Source organism: Denitratisoma sp. agr-D3, assembly GCF_054658675.1.
Window position 1 is genome coordinate 95,642 of record NZ_BAAGIA010000005.1, and the last position, 18,865, is coordinate 114,506.

15 protein-coding genes are annotated in these 18,865 nt (G+C 60.4%); 3 read left to right on the top strand and 12 right to left on the bottom strand.

Features of this window, described 5'->3' with window-relative positions; translation table 11 throughout:
- Nucleotides 1-14 precede the first annotated feature (14 nt).
- From ACYQ2U_RS14165 to ACYQ2U_RS14195, 7 genes are all read right to left on the bottom strand, one after another.
- Nucleotides 15-839, bottom strand: a complete 825-nt coding sequence (locus tag ACYQ2U_RS14165) for a MinD/ParA family ATP-binding protein (RefSeq protein WP_459951036.1) — start codon at nucleotides 837-839, stop codon at nucleotides 15-17.
- The gene (flhF, locus tag ACYQ2U_RS14170) at nucleotides 832-2,304 is read right to left on the bottom strand and encodes a flagellar biosynthesis protein FlhF (RefSeq protein ID WP_459951037.1); all 1,473 of its coding nucleotides are present in this window, start codon (nucleotides 2,302-2,304) and stop codon (nucleotides 832-834) included. Before flhF ends, ACYQ2U_RS14165 begins: the two co-directional genes overlap by 8 nt.
- A complete protein-coding gene (gene flhA / locus ACYQ2U_RS14175) occupies nucleotides 2,301-4,400 on the bottom strand; it encodes a flagellar biosynthesis protein FlhA (protein ID WP_459951038.1) in 2,100 nt (699 codons plus the stop codon). The genes flhF and flhA overlap by 4 nt, the downstream gene beginning before the upstream one ends.
- A complete protein-coding gene (gene flhB / locus ACYQ2U_RS14180) occupies nucleotides 4,397-5,548 on the bottom strand; it encodes a flagellar biosynthesis protein FlhB (RefSeq protein ID WP_459951039.1) in 1,152 nt (383 codons plus the stop codon). The genes flhA and flhB overlap by 4 nt, the downstream gene beginning before the upstream one ends.
- A gap of 210 nt (nucleotides 5,549-5,758) precedes the next feature.
- The gene (locus tag ACYQ2U_RS14185) at nucleotides 5,759-7,135 is read right to left on the bottom strand and encodes an NAD(P)(+) transhydrogenase (Re/Si-specific) subunit beta (RefSeq protein WP_459951040.1); all 1,377 of its coding nucleotides are present in this window, start codon (nucleotides 7,133-7,135) and stop codon (nucleotides 5,759-5,761) included.
- A 10-nt stretch (nucleotides 7,136-7,145) separates the two neighbouring features.
- The gene (locus ACYQ2U_RS14190; protein WP_459951041.1) at nucleotides 7,146-7,427 is read right to left on the bottom strand and encodes an NAD(P) transhydrogenase subunit alpha part 2; all 282 of its coding nucleotides are present in this window, start codon (nucleotides 7,425-7,427) and stop codon (nucleotides 7,146-7,148) included.
- 2 nt (nucleotides 7,428-7,429) lie between these two features.
- Nucleotides 7,430-8,554, bottom strand: a complete 1,125-nt coding sequence (locus tag ACYQ2U_RS14195) for an NAD(P) transhydrogenase subunit alpha (protein WP_459951042.1) — start codon at nucleotides 8,552-8,554, stop codon at nucleotides 7,430-7,432.
- Nucleotides 8,555-8,714: 160 nt separating this feature from the next.
- On the opposite strand from ACYQ2U_RS14195, the gene corA reads away from it, so the two are divergent.
- A complete protein-coding gene (corA, locus tag ACYQ2U_RS14200; RefSeq protein WP_459951043.1) occupies nucleotides 8,715-9,830 on the top strand; it encodes a magnesium/cobalt transporter CorA in 1,116 nt (371 codons plus the stop codon).
- Nucleotides 9,831-9,834: 4 nt separating this feature from the next.
- Here the strand turns inward: corA and ACYQ2U_RS14205 are convergent, their stop codons facing one another.
- Nucleotides 9,835-10,608: a PP2C family protein-serine/threonine phosphatase gene (locus ACYQ2U_RS14205; protein ID WP_459951044.1), complete on the bottom strand. Its 774-nt coding sequence runs from the start codon at nucleotides 10,606-10,608 to the stop codon at nucleotides 9,835-9,837.
- 33 nt (nucleotides 10,609-10,641) lie between these two features.
- Entirely contained in the window at nucleotides 10,642-11,493 is an 852-nt protein-coding gene (locus tag ACYQ2U_RS14210; protein WP_459951045.1) for an HDOD domain-containing protein, read from the bottom strand.
- Nucleotides 11,494-11,618: 125 nt separating this feature from the next.
- Here ACYQ2U_RS14210 and ACYQ2U_RS14215 point away from each other — a divergent pair, with 125 nt between their 5' ends.
- A complete protein-coding gene (locus ACYQ2U_RS14215; protein WP_459951046.1) occupies nucleotides 11,619-12,167 on the top strand; it encodes a cob(I)yrinic acid a,c-diamide adenosyltransferase in 549 nt (182 codons plus the stop codon).
- Nucleotides 12,168-12,429: 262 nt separating this feature from the next.
- Entirely contained in the window at nucleotides 12,430-14,262 is a 1,833-nt protein-coding gene (locus ACYQ2U_RS14220; RefSeq protein ID WP_459951047.1) for a putative bifunctional diguanylate cyclase/phosphodiesterase, read from the top strand.
- A 130-nt stretch (nucleotides 14,263-14,392) separates the two neighbouring features.
- Here the strand turns inward: ACYQ2U_RS14220 and ACYQ2U_RS14225 are convergent, their stop codons facing one another.
- The 3 genes from ACYQ2U_RS14225 to ACYQ2U_RS14235 all read right to left on the bottom strand — a co-directional run bounded on the left by ACYQ2U_RS14225 (nucleotide 14,393) and on the right by ACYQ2U_RS14235 (nucleotide 18,843).
- Nucleotides 14,393-14,755, bottom strand: a complete 363-nt coding sequence (locus ACYQ2U_RS14225; RefSeq protein WP_459951048.1) for a hypothetical protein — start codon at nucleotides 14,753-14,755, stop codon at nucleotides 14,393-14,395.
- 63 nt (nucleotides 14,756-14,818) lie between these two features.
- Nucleotides 14,819-15,580 (bottom strand): hypothetical protein, encoded by a 762-nt coding sequence (locus ACYQ2U_RS14230; protein ID WP_459951049.1) that lies wholly within the window; start codon nucleotides 15,578-15,580, stop codon nucleotides 14,819-14,821.
- Nucleotides 15,581-15,609: 29 nt separating this feature from the next.
- Nucleotides 15,610-18,843, bottom strand: coding sequence for an N-6 DNA methylase (locus tag ACYQ2U_RS14235; RefSeq protein ID WP_459951050.1), 3,234 nt, complete (start codon nucleotides 18,841-18,843; stop codon nucleotides 15,610-15,612).
- Nucleotides 18,844-18,865 lie beyond the last annotated feature (22 nt).

Sequence of the window (18,865 nt, forward strand, 5' to 3'; positions counted from 1 at the left end):
GAAATTCCGCCCGACTATACCACCGATTCAAACAGGCCCGAGGCCCCGAAAAGGCCTCGCAGACGGGTTGTGCCGCCTTCTCGCGGCGGTTGGTTGGTCGCGCTAAGCCGGGTCAGCAGTCCATCCACCAGGTCGTCTGCGGAGCCGTTCACCAAGGTGGCAAGATGCCCCAAGCGGGCACCAAGATGCTTCTGTGTCGTAGTTCTCAGATTCTGAAAAATAGTCCTTGCTTCGCCACTGGCCACCAAGGAATTGCCGACGTTTTCCAGCACCAGTTGAAATTCCCGGCGGCCATGACGGCCGCCTTGGCGCTTGATCAGGGTATAGGCATCGGTCACGTCCCGTCCCGCCGACGGGGCCACGATGGCCATGTGGTCGGCAGCCTTTGCTAACTGGGAAACATCGCCTTGGCGCAAGTTGGCATCCACCAGGACAAAACCGGCCTTGACGCCGAGCTCGGCCAGACAGGCCCTCATCCGCTGCTCGATATCCACCTCGCCGACGCCAAACTCCCGGGCGGCGCGGGCGGCGGGTACCAGGCTGATGCTGGGCGTCGCCCGGATCATGACGTCTTCCAGGCGGCAGGCGCCGATGAAGACATCGAACAAGTCGTAGCGCGGTCGTTGTCCGGCCAGGGCGAGCACCCCGCCGCCGCCCGGCTGTTCATCCACGACCACCACGCCGTGACCGTGGTCGGCCAAACCATTGGCGGCCCGGGCGATCATCTTTGCGCTTTCCGCGCCCCGTCGAACGTGGACGAAGGCCACCGATCGCGCGCCCCGGTTACCGAACAGGCGGCGCAGACCGGCCGCCTGATCGTGGCTGCCAAGTTCAGCCAAGACGCCGGTCCTCGTTCCCCTTGCCGCCATCGGCGGCAGGGCCGCCTTGACGCGCCATCACCATGCCGATTTCCTGCTCACGCAGACGATGGGGAGAGCCGGCGATGGGCTGCTTGAAGGAACGATGGAGGAGATAGCTGCGGTTGGGCAGATGCAGGTCTTCCGGTACCCGCTGACCATTGGCCATGTAGGCCAACAACAGGCCGTGGCGGACGATGGCGTCCACCGCCGGTGCCAGGGCGGCGGTTTCGTCGGTCTTGGTGATGATGCAGCCCACCAGATCCTCGCCGGCGTAGGCACGGATCACGTCGTCCAGGGTGTCGCCACGGCTCGTGGCGTTGAGCAGCAGCAAGCGGTTGACCTCGCCAGCGCGCATCAGCATGGCCGCCTGCTCGGCCACCATGCGATCGCGCTGGCTCATGCCGACGGTGTCGATCAGCACCATGTGCTTGTCCTTGAGATCGGCCAGGGTGTGACGTAGGTCCTCGCCATCCCGCACCACGTGCACCGGCACGCCAAGGATGCGGCCATAGATGCGCAGTTGTTCGTGGGCACCGATCCGGTAACTGTCCGTGGTCAGCAGGGCCACCTTGTCGGCACCGTAGCGCACCACGCAACGGGCCGCCAGCTTGGCGGTAGTGGTGGTCTTGCCGACGCCGGTCGGCCCCACCAGGGCATAGACACCGCCCCGGTCAATCAGGTCGCCTTCGTCGCCCAGGGTGCGCAGGCGTCGATTGAGGGCGGACATCAGCCACTTGCGACCTTCCTCCAGGCCCATCTCATTGGGCAGTTCCGAAGTCAGCCGGCGGGCCAGCTGGCCGGAAAATCCGGCTTCCAGCATTTCCGACAAAAGCAGGGCGCGCATCGGTTCATGCTTGGACATCTCGCCCCAAGCGAAACCCGCCAGTTGCTGTTCCAGCATGCCCTTGATCGATTGCATCTCCCGCATCAACTCATTCACCCGGCCATCGTTGCTGGGCTGGGCCGCCAGGCGCTCCCCTTCCGCCAGGGAAGAGCGCAGGCTGGCCGCCACCTGGGCGGCGGAGGGAACGCCGTCGCCACCGTTGCGACCCTTGGGCGGCAATGGACGCAGGCGGGGCTTGTCCTCCACGGCCGGCCGCACGTCGTGCTGCGGCGGTTGCCAGCTACGCACGGCGGGCTGTTTGCGCACTTGCGGCGACAGGCTCACGGTGTAATCGTCGTCCATCGCGGCACGGGCAGCGGCGGGCGTCCGTTCGGGCACGACGCTGGCCATGGGGCGTGCCGCGCCGTTGGCGACGGCGGCCACCGGATCGGCCCCGGCCTGGCGGGAGATAGCCTCCAGGCTGTCGGCCGACATGGCCGTGATTTCCACCCCGCCGTCCACCGAACGGTTGGAGACAACGATGGCATCCGGCCCCAATTCGGCTTTGACCCGTCGCAGGCATTCCCGCGCGGTTTCAGCGTAGAAGCGTTTTACTGTCATTTGTTGGCTCCAATAATCGACATCACCTTGATGGTGCGGGAATCAGGCACTTCGCCGTTGGCGATGACCTTCAGTTGGGGAACGGCACGGCGCAGGAAACGGGACAGCAGCCAGCGCAGGGAACCAGGGACCAGCAGCACCGGCGGCAGGCCGAGGTCCTCCTGGCGCTGGGCAGCCGCGGCGGTTTCCCGCAGCAGCGTGTCGGCCAGGCCCGGCTCGATGGCGCCGGCATCGCCGCCGCCACCCAGGGCCTGGGACAGGATGCGTTCCAAGCCCGGCTCCAGGGCCATGACCTGCAATTCGCTGTTGCCGGGGAAAATCTGTTGGACGATGGCGCGGCCCATGGCGATGCGGACCTGGGCGGTGAGTTCCATCGGATCCTGGGTGCGCAGGGCGTACTCCGCCAGGGTTTCGATGATGGTGCGCATGTCGCGGATGGACACCCCCTCTTCCAGCAGGTTTTGCAGCACCCGCTGCACCACCGTGAGGGAGATTTGCTTGGGCACCAGGTCCTCGATGAGCTTGGGCGCATCCTTGGCGATGTGGTCCAGCAGCGCCTGGGTTTCCTGGCGGCCGAGCAGTTCGGCGGCATGGGAAAGAATGACGTGATTGAGGTGGGTGGCCACCACGGTGCTGGTATCCACCACGGTGTAGCCCAGCATGCCGGCCTGGTCCTTGAGATGGGGTTCGATCCAGATGGCCGGCAGGCCGAAGGCGGGATCCTGGGTTTCGATGCCGGACAGGGGGCCGCTCACCCGACCGGGGTTGATGGCCAGGAACATGTTGGTGTGGGCCTCGCCGGCACCGATTTCGACGCCCTTCATGGTCAGGCGGTAGGCGCTGGGCTTGAGTTCCAAGTTGTCGCGGATGTGCACCGGCGCGGCCAGGAAGCCCACTTCCTGGGCGAATTTCTTGCGCAAGCCGCGAATGCGCTTGAGCAGGTCGCCGTTCTGGCCCTGGTCCACCAGGGGGATCAGGCGGTAGCCCACTTCCAGGCCCAGCACGTCCACCGGCGCCACGTCGGACCAACTCGCTTCCAGGGACTCGGCCTTGGGCGCTTCCTTCTTTTCTGCCTCCGCTTCGGCAGCGGCGGATTCTTCCTGGTGATCCTTCAGCTTCCAGTAGGCCAGGGCGCCGACAACGACAGACAGCAACAGGAAAACCAGGTGGGGCATGCCCGGGATCAGACCGAGAATGCCCAGAATGGCGGAAGTCAGCACCAGAACCGAGGGGTTGCCGAAGATCTGGCCGATGAACTGCTGACCGATGTCGCTGTCGTCGTCGCCGACCCGGGTCACCACCAGACCGGCGGCGGTGGAGATGATCAGGGCCGGCAACTGGGCGACCAGGCCGTCGCCGATGGTTAGCAGGGTGTAGGTCTTGGCGGCGGTGGCGGCGTCCATGTCGTGCTGGAGCACGCCCACGATCAGGCCGCCGATGACGTTGATGAACAGGATCAGGATGCCGGCGACGGCATCGCCGCGGACGAACTTCGAAGCACCGTCCATGGAACCGTAGAAGTCGGATTCGGCGGCGACTTCGCTGCGGCGCTTGCGGGCCTCGTCCTCGCCGATCAGGCCGGCGTTGAGGTCGGCGTCGATGGCCATCTGCTTGCCGGGCATGGCGTCCAGGGTGAAGCGGGCGCCCACTTCGGCGATCCGGCCGGCACCCTTGGTGATCACGACGAAGTTGATCACGGTGAGGATGATGAACACCACGATACCGACGGTGTAGTTGCCGCCCACCAGGAAGTGGCCGAAGGCCTCGATCACCTTGCCGGCGGCGTCGGGGCCGGTGTGGCCTTGCAGCAGCACGACCCGGGTGGAAGCCACGTTGAGGGACAGGCGCAGCAGCGTGGTCACCAGCAGCACGGTGGGGAACACCGAGAAGTCCAGGGGCTTGACGGTGTACATGGCCACCAGCAGCACCATCACCGAGAGGGCGATGTTGAAGGTGAAGAACAGGTCGAGGACGAAGGACGGCAGGGGCAGCACCATCATCGACAAAATCATGACGATGAGGACAGGGGCAGCCAGGGCCTTCAGGTTGGCCTTGCCGAAGATCTGGTTGAAGGCCAGGAGCAGGGTGGGGTTCATGCTTCAGGCACTCCGGGGTCGAGTTCGGCGGGGACCGAGATTTGTTCCGGCACGGCCGGCGGCAACAGGGTCGCGCCGCCGTCGGCCAGGTATTGGTTCAATTGATAGACGTAGGCCATGACCTCGGCCACGGCGGTATACAGCTTGGCGGGAATCTGGTCGCCGATTTCGGTGTGGCGGTACAGGGCCCGCGCCAGGGGCGGCGCCTCGAGCACGGGCACGCGGTTCTCTCCGGCGATTTCCCGGATCTTCAAGGCCACCTCGTTCATGCCCTTGGCCACCACCACCGGCGCGCCCATGGAACCGCTTTCGTACTTCAGCGCCACGGAGAAGTGGGTCGGGTTGGTCACCACCACGTCGGCCTTGGGCACGTCGGCCATCATCCGGTTGCGTGCCATCTCCCGCTGCTGGGCGCGGATCTTGGCTTTGAGATGGGGGTCGCCTTCCTGCTCCTTGTGTTCCTGCTTGAGCTCTTCCTTGGTCATGCGCAGCTTGGCGTAGTACTGCCAGAGCTGGAAGGGCACGTCCAGGGCAACGATCAGGGCCACCCCGACCAGCAACACCATGCCGGCCTTGAACAGGATGTGAAAGAAGGAGCCGATGCCCACCTCGATGGACTGGCCCAACAGGGAAAACAGGGTTTCGCCGTCGTGGCGCACCATCCACCAGACCACGCCGCCGATCAGCAGGGACTTGAGGATGGCCTTCACCAACTCGCCCAGGCCCTGCATGGAAATCACCCGTTTGATGCCGGACACCGGGTCGATGCGGCCGAAATTGAGGGCCAGGGCCTTGGGCGAGAAGACCAGGCCGCCGATCATGGCCGGCGCGGCGATGGCCGCCACCACCGACAACAGGAAAATCGGCGCGGCCAGCATCAGGGCTTCCTCGCACAGGGTGACGAAACTGGTCTGCATGATCCGGTCGCTGAAAGCCGCTTCCCTGCCGAAATTCAGGCCGTGTCGCATGATGGCTTCGGCGTGATGACTAATCCAGCCGGACATGCCCCACATGCCGCTCACCGTGGCCAACAGCACCATGAACGCCAAAAGCTCGCGGGACTGGGGGACCTGCCCCTCCTCGCGAGCTTGTTCAATGCGTCGACTTGACGCTGGTTCTGTTTTTTCGAGGTCGCTATCCTCAGCCATGGTCCCAATCTCCCATGGCGGCAATTATTGCCGGCGACGTCCAGATGCTTGGGGGGGAATAGCCCCGCTTAGACCGTTCAATTCAGGGCGTTAACCGGCCTCCAATCCTGGCCCAAACAAGGGCTGGTCGATCACCGAAAAGAACGCGGCCCCGGCTCGCGTTAACGAGCCGGGGCCGCGCGGCGGTGATGCCGGGCTGGCAGGCGACGATCAGCCCTGCATGGCCTTGATGTCGGCGATCACCTCGGCGATGGCCTGCTGGGCGGAGCCGTACAGCATGCGGGTGTTTTCGCCGTAGAACAGGGCGTTCTCGACACCCGAGTAGCCGGCACCCTTGCCCCGCTTGTTGACGATGACGTTCTGCGCCATGTCGGCGTTGAGGATGGGCATGCCGTAGATGGGGCTTGACTTGTCGGTCCGGGCCACGGGGTTCACCACGTCGTTGGCGCCGATCACCAGGGCCACGTCGGCAGTGGCGAATTCCTCGTTGATCTCTTCCAAGTCGAAGATGATGTCGTAGGGCACGCCGGCTTCCGCCAACAGCACATTCATGTGGCCCGGCATGCGGCCCGCCACCGGGTGGATGGCGAACTTCACTTCCACACCGGCTTCCTGCAACAACTTGGTCATTTCCCACACCTTGTGCTGGGCGCCGGCCACGGCCATGCCGTAGCCGGGAACGATGATGACCTTCTGGGCGTAGCGCATCATGGCGGCGCAGTCGTTGGCGCTGGCTTCCTTCATCGTGCCGGAAATTCCCTCGCCGCCCTGGGCCTCACCGGTGATGGGGGTGAACAGCACATTGCTGATGGGCCGATTCATGGCCTTGGCCATCAACTGGGTCAGCAGGGTACCGGAGGCGCCCACAACGATGCCGGCGATGATCAGGCTGGGGTTGTGCAACACATAGCCCTCGAAACCCACGGCCAGGCCGGTGAAGGCATTGAGCAGGGAGATCACCACGGGCATGTCGGCGCCGCCGATGGGGCTGGTGAGAATGGCACCGAGCACCAGGGCGAGGACGAAGAAACCGATCAGCACCTGGGGCGAGACATGGCTGGAGACGATGATGGACAGGCCGAGCAGCACCGTCACCGCAGCCAGGGCCACGTTCACCGCGTTCTGGGCGGGCAGGCGCCAGGCCTTCTTCATGATGCCCTGCAACTTGGCGAAGGCGATACAGGAACCGGAAAAGGCCACGGAGCCGATCAGGGCGCCCAACACGGCCAAGGTGGTGGTGATGGGATCATGCACCTCGCCCTTGGCGAATTCCAGGGCCGCGATCGCAGCGGCGGCACCGCCACCCATGCCGTTATAGACGGCCACCATCTGGGGCATGTCGGTCATCTTGACCACCTTGCCCAGGTACCAGGCCAGACCGCCGCCGCTGACGATGGCGATGATCATCAGGCCGAAGTTGCCCAGACCGGGCTTGGCGAAGGTGACCAGGGTCGCCAGCACCATGCCGACGCCGGCCCAGACGATGCCCTTTTTCGCCGTCACCGGCGAGGACATGGCCTTCAGGCCGAGAATGAAAAGCGCCGCCACGACGAGGTAGGAGGCCTGGATCAGGAGTTCGATATTCACAGTTCAGCCCTCACTTCTTCTTGAACATGGCGAGCATGCGCTCGGTGACCACATAGCCCCCGGCCGCATTAGCGGCACCGAGGAACACGGCGAAAAAGCCGATGGCCAGTTGCAGGGGATCATTGGGATCCGCATAGCCGAGGGCCACCATGGCGCCCACCAGCACCACGCCGTGCACGAAGTTGGAACCGGACATCAGCGGGGTATGCAGAATCACCGGCACCCGGGAGATGACTTCGTAGCCGGTGAACGCGGCCAGCATGAAGATATAAACGTAGATGAAGTTTTCCATGGTCAGATGTCTCCGAGGATCTTTTTGACGCCTTCATGGACGAACTGGCCGTCCTTGGTCAGACAGGCGCCCTTGATGATGTCGTCTTCCCAATCGAGGGAAAGGGCGCCGTCCTTGATGAAGGGGGAGAGGAAGTTGTAGAGGTTCTTGGCGTACATTTCTGAGGCGTGCACCGGCATGGTGGCCGGCAGGTTCACGGGCCCGATGATGGTGGCCGGGCCGACCTTGACGGTCTGGCCCGCCACGGTACCGGCCACGTTGCCGCCGCCTTCCGCCGCCATGTCCACCACCACGGCGCCCTGCTTCATGCCCGCCACCATGGTGTCGGTGATGATCAAGGGGCTCTTCTTGCCGGGAATGGCGGCGGTGGTGATCAGGATGTCGCAACCGGCCACGGCCTTGCCCAGCTTCTCGGCCTGCTGGGCCTTTTCCTCATCGCTCAGTTCCCGCGCGTAACCGCCACTACCGGCGGCGGACACGCCGGTGTCCACGAACTTGGCACCGAGGGACTCGATCTGTTCCTTGGTTTCCGGCCGCACGTCATAGCCCTCGACGATGGCGCCGAGACGCTTGGCGGTGGCGATGGCTTGCAGACCGGCCACCCCGGCACCGATCACCAATACCCGTGCGGGACGAATGGTGCCGGCGGCGTAGGTAAGCATGGGGAAGAACTTGGGACAGGCATCGGCAGCGATCAGCACGGTCTTGTAACCGGCCACGGCGGCCTGGCTGGACAGCGCGTCCATGCTCTGGGCGCGGGAGATGCGGGGAATCAATTCCACGGCGAAGCTAGTGATGTTCTTCGCCTTGAGGGCAGCGATGCGCTCCTTGCTGGCGTAGGGGGCCAAATAGCCGACGAGCACGGTGCCCGACTTGAGGGCTTCGATGTCGGCGACACTGGGCGGGGTTACCCGGAACACCACCTGGGATTGGGCCGCCACCTCGGCCACGCTGGAAACAATGTTTCCAGCGAAGTCTTCATCGCGGAAATGGCTTGCCAACCCGGCACCCTGTTCGATGCTGAACTCCGCCCCCAGGGCCTTGAACTTCTTCACCACCTCGGGCACCGTGGCCACACGGGTCTCCCCGGCCACGGATTCCTTGGCTACGCCTATGATTACGGTCATATATTCTCCAAACTTGGCATTGCCAGACGGGCTTTTTTGCGGCCCAATGAGTTAATGGTCCGCAGCGCCCGGCTGACGGAAAAATTGTCGTACCCGACTGAAGTGTCCCGCTACAGCAACAATCATACTCAAGCCCCTAAAAAAAACTCAACTAATGGCCATGTCACTGAGAAAACAGGAAAAACCCCATCGCCACCCGGGTCGTAAGCCGCGCAACGGACACGTCAGCAAGTTGGGTTTACCACCAGGAAGTCTGGTTCATGTCGGACAACGCAAGACCGACACCGCGATGGTGAGCCTGCTTGCCTTCGGCCCCGATAGCCTGGAGGAAATCGCCTTTACCGACCTGGCCGAGTCCCGCCAATACCAGCGCGACCGCCAAGCCCATCCGGTACTCTGGCTCAATGTACACGGTTTGCACCAACCCGAAGTACTGACCGAGATTGGCCAACGCTTCAAGCTCCATCCGCTGGTTCTGGAGGACATCCTCAATACCGACCAGCGTCCCAAGGTGGACGATTACGGTGACTACCTGTTCATCGTCAGCCGCTTTTTCGAATACGACGCCGACAACCTGACCGTCAGTTCGGAACAGGTGAGCCTGGTGTTGGGCAAGGATTTCGTCCTCACCTTCCAGGAGCGGCCGACGGGCAACTTCGCCCCCATCCGCGAACGACTACGGCAAAACCGGGGGCTGGTCCGGCAGCAACAGGCCGACTACCTGACCTACGCCCTGCTCGACGTGGTGGTGGATCGCTACTTCGTGGTGCTGGAGCAAATCGGCGAGCGCACCGAGCAACTGGAAGACGAGTTGATGCAAAAAGCCACCCCGACGGTGCTGCAAACCCTGCACCAGCTCAAGCGGGAAACCCTGACCCTACGCCGCGCCGTGTGGCCGCTGCGGGAAGTCATCAGCCAGCTTTGTCGCAACGACGGCCACGCCTTCCAGGCCACCACCCTGCCCTATCTGCGGGATGTGTACGACCACACGGTGCACGTGCTCGAATCCCTGGAGGCGATCCGCGACCTCATCGCCGGCATGTTGGACATCTACCTGTCCAGCGTCAGCAATCGCCTCAACCAGGAAGTCCGCGCATTGACCGTCGTCGCCATCATCTTCATGCCCGCCACCCTGATTTCCGGCATCTTCGGCATGAACTTCCACACCATGCCCTTGCTGGACAACCCGGTCGGCTTTTACCTGGCCCTGGGTTTCATGGCCGTCATCGCCGGCAGCTTGAGCCTGGTGTTCTGGCGCCGCCGCTGGCTCGGCTAGGGCCTTAGCGCTTGCCGGCCAGGCCGGGGCTTGTCGCGGTCACGATTTTGGCGATTGCCACGGAGCAATTGTCGCCATGGCCGTCGGCGCGCTCCCGGGCCTGGGCGATCAGGTTTTCGGCGGCCTGGCGCGGCGGCTGTCCATCGAGAATGGCACCCAGCTCCTCGTTGCTGAAATAGGCCCAGATACCGTCGGAACAGGCCATGAAGCAATCGCCGGCCTGCAACCCCATGGTGGAGGCAAAGTCCACCTCGGGCGCCACTTCGGCTCCCAGGCAGGAAGAGAGAATATTCTTCTTGGGATGCCGCTCCGCCTGGGCCTCGGTCAGATAGCCCGGCAGCACCATCTTGCGCATGACCAGGGAGTGATCGACGCTGCGGGCCTGCAAGCGACCGTCGCGGAAATGGTAGATCCGTGAATCGCCGCAGTGGGCCCAATCGGCCCGTTCCGGCTGCAAGATCAGCACGCATGCCGTGCTATGGGGCTCCAAGCCGGAACTGACCGCCGCCAGCTTGATGCTGTCGTGGCTGTCCTGCATGCAGGCCGCCAAGGCGGCCTGGGGATCGCCGCCGGGAACGAAGGCGTCGAAGTCCTGCCGACAGGCATGGATGACCTGCTCCGCCGCCAGGGCGCCGCCGCTGAGCCCGCCCATGCCATCGGCCAGCACCATCATCAAGACGCCGGGGTACTTGCCGTGGGGCAGCAGGACCACCCGGTCCTGCTGCTCATCCCGGTCGCCGATGTGCTGGGCCGAGCAGCTTTCTACCGCCAAGGCCATGGTGATCCCCAAGTACCCGTCATGGCGGCGACGTCAGGCCATGTTGTTGAAGCGGATTTCGATATCGGCACGGAACTCCTCCTCCTCGGCGGGGTGAAGTCCCAGTTCGGCCAATACATCGTCCTTCACCTCGTCCCAGTGGGGCGTGTCCCGGTGGTGAATGTAGTTGTAGTAATGGTTGGCCAGATGCAGGATGGCCACCAGGGTGCGCACTTCGTCATGGGCGGCATCGGGCATGTCGCCGTGATAGAAGATCGACGTGGCGACAAAATCCGGTAGTTTCCAGTGGCGGGCCACCAGGTAGCCGATCACGGCGTGGTCCATGCCGTAGCGCTGGTCCTCCGTGACGACGGACGGCCCGCACTGCATCTCTTCCAGAGTGACCGCCTCGCAGTAATCGGGGAAACGCTGCATCAGAATGGGAATGCCGCACTCACGGAAAATGCCGGCCAGATAGGCTTGGTCGGGGGACACCTTGTTGCTGAACAGGCGATCCTCGGCAATCATGGCGGCGATGATGGCAACCTCCGCCGAGCGGTTCCAGAACAAATCGAAGGCGGGGCGGTTCTCGGCATTCAAGCTCGTGCTCAGACTCACCGCCTGGACCAGATTGAGGGCCTGCTTGACCCCGAGCACCATGAGTACCTGGTCGAGGCGCTCGAAATCCGATTGACCCTTGGCAAAAGCGGGTGAATTGGCCACTTTGAACAACATGGCGGCGATTCCCGGGTCCTGGCCGATGACGTGGGCCAGGGTACGGATATCGTCGCGGCCGCTTGCCAGCGCTTGCTGCAACTCCTGGAGCACCTTGGGCCATGGGGGGATCTTCAGGCCCCTGGCGACCAGTTCCTGCATCAATGAATTGTCATCGATCGCCGGTTTCATTTCTCCCCCAGACACCCCTACAGCCTTTCTTTTTAATACATCCCGAATCTTGAAGCTTAACATCTTGCGCTAGGGCATCGCCACCGACCCGGCGCTTGCCCGGCGCGGGCCCTTATAATCCGCGGATGGGCCACAGACTATCGAAAATTTATACCCGTACCGGCGACGCCGGCTCCACCGGCCTCGGCGATGGTAGCCGCACCGGCAAGGACGCGGCCCGAGTCGCGGCCATGGGCGATGTGGACGAGGTGAACTCCCTGCTCGGTCTCCTGCTATGCGAGTCCTTGCCCGAAGAAATTGTTCCCTTGCTGACGGCCATCCAGCACGATCTGTTCGACCTGGGCGGCGAGTTGTCCATCCCCACCAGCAACCTGCTGTCGCCCCAAGCCGTCCAGGGACTCGAAACCGCCATCGACCATTACAACGCCGCGCTGTCCCCTCTCAAGGAATTCATCCTTCCCGGCGGCACCCGCGCCGCGGCCCTGACCCATCTTGCCCGCACGGTCTGCCGTCGCGCCGAGCGCAGCATCGTCCAGCTCGGGCGCGATGAGCCCGTCAGCGATGCGGCACGGGAATACATCAACCGCCTGTCCGACCTGCTCTTCGTGCTGGCGCGCTGGTTCAACCTGATCGCCGATCGGGGCGACGTGCTGTGGAACCGCAGCCGCGGCTGAACACCGCCCACCACACGCCGGCATCCCTTCTCCCCTGGCCGGGTCATCGGCTACACTGCCCCGGCGGCTTGCAGTGCCATGGCTGCCCTTTTGCCTTACCGGTTTACCCTTGCGATGACCGTTCCCCATCCTGAGCGCATCCCTTCCTTCCCGGCAAGTTGTCCTTGGCCCCTGATCCCAGTCCACGGAGACAAGCCACTGCATCCGGGCGTTCCGCCCCACTTGCCCGCCTAGAACGTCCAATGGCCTTGCCCTGACCCCCATGTTGCCCACTTCGGAAACCCTGGTCCGCAAACTTGCCCAAGCCGCCCTTCTGGGGGCGGTGCTGATGCCGGCAGTGGTCTTCGTATTCATCGGTTATTCGGCCAAGAACCAGTTGGCGGCGGACGATGCCCGCTATTTGGCACATCGCGTCGGCCAGGCCATCGCCGCCAATCCCGTCGGCTGGCGCTTCACCCCAGAGCGCTTGCAGGAGCAGATCAACGAAAACCGCCACGAAGGTACCGCCACCACGGTTCTGGATACGCAGGGCAATGCCCTGCTGCAAGTCGGCGACCCTTGCAGCGGCATCTGCCTCTCCCAAAGCGTCCCCATCCTGGACTTCGGCAACACCGCCGGCAGTTTACGGGTCGATGTGGATCTAGCCCCCACCCTCAGCCAAGGCGCCTTGTTCGGTGCCATCGGCATCGCCATCGGTTTTCTTTTGCTGTCCCTGCTCAATGCCTATGTGTTGATGCCCCTTGAACGCGCGCGGACCGCCAACATCGAGTTGGCCTTCTACGACCCCCTCACCGGCTTGCCCAACCGGCGCCTGTTGATGGACCGCTTGACCCAGGCCCTGGCCCTCAGTGACCGCAGCCGTCAATGCGGTGCGCTGATGATCATCGACCTCGACAACTTCAAGACCTTGAACGACACCCAAGGGCACGACGTCGGCGACCGCCTCCTGATCGACGTCGCCCGGCGGCTGTCCGCCAATGTGCGCGAGTCCGACACGGTGTCCCGGCTGGGGGGAGACGAATATGTCGTGATGCTGGAAAACCTTGGCCCGGAAGAAAGCACGGCGGCCAACCTGGCCGAGGTGATCGCCGAGAAAATCAGGCACTTTCTTAATCAGCCCTACTTCGTCACCACCAACGGGCTCCCCCATACCAGTTCCCCCAGCATCGGCGTCACGCTGTTCTGCGGCCAATCCCACTCCTGCGATACCCTGCTCAAGCAAGCGGACGTGGCGCTCTACCGGGCCAAGGGCGAGGGCCGCAACACCATTCGCTTCTTCAACCCGGAAATGCAGGCCGCCATCGAGTCCCGTCTCGCCATGGAGGATGCCCTGCGCAATGGCTTGCAACTGGACGAGTTCCATCTGCTCTATCAACCCCAGTGCAACCAGGAAGGCCACCTGATCGGCGCCGAGGCCCTGCTACGCTGGTTCCCCGCAGGACAAGCCATTCCCATTTCCCCAGCCGAATTCATCCCCCTAGCCGAGGAAACGGGGCTCATCATTCCCATCGGCGCCTGGGTTTTGCAGACCGCCTGCGACCAGTTGGCCCGCTGGGCAAAGGATGCCCGAACCCGGGAATTACAGATCGCCGTCAACGTCAGCGTCTGTCAATTCCGCCAAGCCAATTTCGCCCGCCAGGTGCGTGATTGCCTGGAGCGTAGCGGTGCCAACCCCGCCCGATTGAAACTGGAATTGACCGAGAGCGTGGTGCTGGAAAACGTCGAGGAAATCGTGGACCGCATGTTGCAGATCAAGGCCATGGGCGTCACCTTTTCCCTGGACGACTTCGGCACGGGATTTTCTTCCCTGTCCTACCTCAAGCTGTTGCCCCTGGACCAGGTCAAGATCGACCAGACCTTCGTTCGCGACATCATCGTGGATCCCAATGACGCCGCCATCGTCCGCGCCATCATTTCCATGACGCGCTCCTTGGGCATACAAGTCATCGCCGAGGGCGTTGAAAGCCAGGATCAGTTGGAATTCCTCAAGCTCAGCGGCTGCACCCGCTACCAGGGGCATCTCTTCGGCAAACCGTTGCCCATCCATGACTGGGAAAGCCTGCTGGCCAAACCTTCCTTCCTCGCCATCCCCTGATCACGGGGTTGGACCCCAAAGAAAAAAGCCTGGCGCAAATGCGTGTCGCTAGGCGCATAAATGCGCCCATCTAAGGAAGCAATTCCTGACCTTCTCATTGATTCAGAAGGATAATCCCACCAAGACAGTCTTAAATAGACTGCCGCAACATCCAGTCTTTGATCGCGGCGAGTTCTGCCCTAAATTTCTCCGCAAAGTTGGGATTTCTTTCATCAAGCAATGCGAGTAGTTCAGTAGCAAATGGGGCAGCCCTGGAGAAGATTTTTTCTACGCTCTCTTTTTTCTTCGCAAAAGAAAATACCCCCGGGCCTCCTACAAAATGTGGATCTCCAAATTCGCACTGATGTATTACATCAACTACCGCTGAACTCACCCCCAAATGGCTCTCCTTATCGGACTCGCCATACCCGGGGACTCCCAATGCCATTCCCGCCTCATAAAACAAGTCACAGAACAACGATTCCGCCTGGCCGCGATGTTTGATTTGAAGCATTAGCTACCCCTTCAACTTACAAATAGATCAGGATTATTCGCAATATGGGCAATTTGTCTCTCGCTAAGACACACCTGGCCGAACCAACCAGATGTGAAACATACGAAACGAAGGGGCGCACGGGGAAGCCCTTGTATGTTTGCTCGAATAACTATTGGGATGAATTTCGCAAGAACTTAACGTCGCCTTGCATTTAATGGATTCTGCTTTGGAAGCCAGCTTGAAATATGCTTCAAGACCGCCATCTGGGTCACTATAACTTTGGGTTGTGTAGCCAAGCATTAACCCAAAGCCCATTTGTGAAGCGTAGCGCCCAGAGACGAATCGATACATTCCGTTCGAGACGTATTCGCCGCATCCACTCCCTGCCGACACAAGTTTACATTCAACATACAGCCCCGATTCACTCCGGTCTTCATTCGGCGCAAACCTAATCATGCGGAACAGGAGGTCAGGCATCTGGTCGTAGCTTGTCGCGCTCGCATTACTCTGCTTCGCATCCCGGTAAACATCTTGGAATTGGTTCGCTTTAAACCCCGGGATGAGATTCTTTTGTAGCTTGTAATTCAAGATTTCTACAAGCTTTGCGCTTAGGGCGTCTTCGTCATGCAGGTGAGCTGACTGAAAGGGCTGCGACTTTCTATAGGGGAACGTTTCAATCTCCGCCCAGCAGGTATGTATTGCATTAAAAATGGTAGCAAGATTGCGCGCGCTGAGCGTTGATCTAATTGGAGTGTTGCGATCTCTTGGCTTAAAGAAAAGAAAATCATCCTCTGGAATGCTTCCGGAAGCACTTGACGCGGTAGCAACGTGCATCGTCGTCATTTATTGCTCTCTTCTTCCGGCCTTTACCATCAATTCATCCTCTGGTCGGCCCAAGCAACTATTGTTGTTGCGACAAGAGGTGCCCGTGAAGGCAGCCATAGTCTAGGCAGGGCTATTTGGCCAAACACTTGCCAGCCATCTCGCGTGACAGCCCAAACCTGACCATTTGGGTATTCAGTTTTAACAAGCTCGAGTAGGTTCTCTTCGGAGGTACTGTCTATAACGCACTTACTTTCGCAGACCCTTTCCGATGAAAGACGCCAAGCCAAGAAACGCCATCCGCTCATCCAACTTGACCCGACTACTTTTAGTGAATCGACATCCACGGCATCTGGAGCTATATCGCTAATTTCGTATCGCAGGGCATCAACATACTCATCAAGAACCTTCGGCTCCACCCAAGCCAATCCACTCTTCTTGGACGATCCAATCGGATATGACACAGACAAAGTATCACAGATCAACCGATAGTCGTTATCGCTAAAACCGGCGATGTTGTTTAACCAAGCGTCTATTCGTGCAACAGCATCCACTTGAGGGTCTGGAAGGATGCTAAATAGTTCATTAACCTCCTTTTCAGAAGTCAATTCAGCTTGTAGCGCTACATCAGGGCTCACAACTGGTACAGAAGCCATTTCTTCGTTGTTAATCACTCGCCTGCCGTAGGCAAATCGAGAAGACGTTAACGTGTGGAAGTACGCATAGAACGAACTGTTAATCCATAAGCAAATGTACTTCGCCGCAAACTCCGCTGCCGCTCCAGCGAGTAGCGGAACACCAACAAAGCTAAAGGGGTATATGACAGGGATCTGACCACCAAGTGGCGGCTTTAACAAGAATGCACGCCCAGGCTCCCTCAACCTGCCAGGAGCCTCCCTCAACATCAATGAAAGTGGCGCCGTGAAGTAAGAAATATCAGGGCTAGAGCGAATCGGCCGTTTAACAAAATGAGTACAAGACTTCCGAGGGACATTGCTGTCCCCATCAAAATGTAGCAAGGGAGCACAATCCACGAGGCCGACCAGGCGTTCTTTCGCACAGAGCTCTAACGTTTCGTCTGGAAGTTGCGCAAACCATGCAGGCGTATGCAGCTTCGTTTTTCCGCTACGTTCGTCAGCTTTCTTCATACCCCGCGCAGGCATGTCCGCGGCGATCGCCGTTAAGCACTCTCCCAAGGTGGACATTGGAAGATCGCGCGCATCTTGCCTACACATCGCATCCGATGTTGCCTGCCCACGCCATTCACTTTTACCAACAGTAACCCGCGACAAACAACGCTGTAAGAACACCAGGTCAAGCTCCGACCCCTTGGCCAGCACGCTGATAGGATTAAGCTGATCCTCGAGCTCCTCCTGGCGAATGATTACAGTTGCATTCGGATCAAGGCGTAACTGCCGGCGCGTAAGAAGGGAAGGTTCAACCGTAGGAGTTAAAACCACAACGCGGTGATCTTGCTTAGGAGCATGGTTACGGGCAAAGAGAATGCAGAACGGAGCCTGGATACCTGGCCAAATAAATTTGTTGTCGTCAGCGAACTCACCGGCATTCAAAATGCCGTCCACTTGAATACATGAGAACAAGGCCTGACGCGCAGCACTCCAGCCTTCACTTTGCTTTACTAGAATGCGCTGATGCATAACCAGGGCAATAATTCCACCTTCTCTTGCCCACTCCACTGCCTTCCAAGCAAATGCTAGATCAGGAACTTTGTCCGGATGCTGGTAAGACAGCTCAAAAGTTGGTGCGCGAGTCGAAATGCACTTTTTTGCAACCTTATCGGCAGCACGCTTAACTAGCGTTTCTCCGCCTCCCCCTCCTTTTTGGGACGTCCACGGCGGATTGCCGATGACGATATCAAACCCCGTACCTGCCGGGGAAGACGTACGCAGGCTTCCCAGCAGCCCGGAGTCTCGATCAGAGGGGTCCGGTATAGCGACATTGAACAGGACGTTCCCTAGAAGCCTTTCCTTGAACTTAAGCTTTTCGGGGGGCAAAGGATTGTTATCCAACTCAATGGCAGTTAGATAAAGCGTCAGCGCGGCCAAATTGAGCGCAGCTGGATTGATATCCAATCCCCGCAGCTGTCGATACAAGATATGCCGCAATTGCTGAGTATCCGGCCACTCCCCCGACAGGCTTGCATGCTGCCGAGCAAGCTCGCGGAATCCCAAGCCCAAAAAAACAGCAGCGCCAGTAGCCGGATCCAGCAATCGAGCACTCGCAGCCTTCTCTCTCTCAAGCCCTGCAAAGGCCTGACGCACCATCATGCGGGCAATATGGCGGGGGGTAAAATGGACACTTGTTTCTTTAGCCTTCTCGGGTGATCGGTGATGAGCGTAGTCCTCATAGACCTCGCTCAATGTGCCCACCGGAATATGCGAGAAATCCAAGTACTCCCAAAGTGGAAGCTGACCATACGCGTCCGTGCGATTCATGATCCAGCCTAACGGCTCTAACGCTGCTTTAGAGCGACTCTGCAGCACGGCAAAGTAACTCTCATAGCTTCTGCCATTAAGAGGTAACGGCATGAACTCGCCGTTAAAAGTGGAGTCAAGCCACATGCACGTAGCAGCAGCCTGTTTTGGAGAAGCGAAAGCCGAGGCGCCATCACCATCAAGTAGCCGCCATAGTGCAGGAGCACTTACTCCAGAAAGAATTTCTCGGTCTAGTAAGAAGCGGGCGAACAATGCACGGCCGATTAAACCGAGAACCTCCAATTGATCTTCGTCGTCAGAGAAACCCGACTGAGTCCTTAGCGCCCCGGCTACATGCCGGACGCTCTTGACGAGCAAATCGCGCAAGCGCTGCTCTTGATATGCGTAATTGGGGTCAGCCCATATCCCTTGCTGAAGGTCACCTAGGATTGCTTTAGCCCGAGCGGAGTCTGCAAGATTCAGATCTTCAAACGAGGAATCATTCAGCCCGCAATGCCAAACTCTGGCACTTGTACGCCGAGCTATCCCGGATGGGACAGTTAGCAATAGCGCAGTTTCCCCTCGATTTGCTAAAAGTGAGGCTAACTGGCGCTCGTCGTCTATTGCATCAGGACTGCCCTTCGCAACGTAAAGCAGAGGGCTGCCGTCCTTTTCAACAACGGCTTGTACGTCACCCGCACGGCGGCCGCGAATGAGATCCGAATATTCGAAATTAACGGCTGTAATCCCATCTTGTGGGAATAGCCTCACCACCCGATCAGGCGGTGCCCCAATCTGGCTAAGCGCATATTCCAGCGATCCCTCTGGAGAATCAATCAAGTTAGCCACGGAACATAGGGCACTAGGCAGA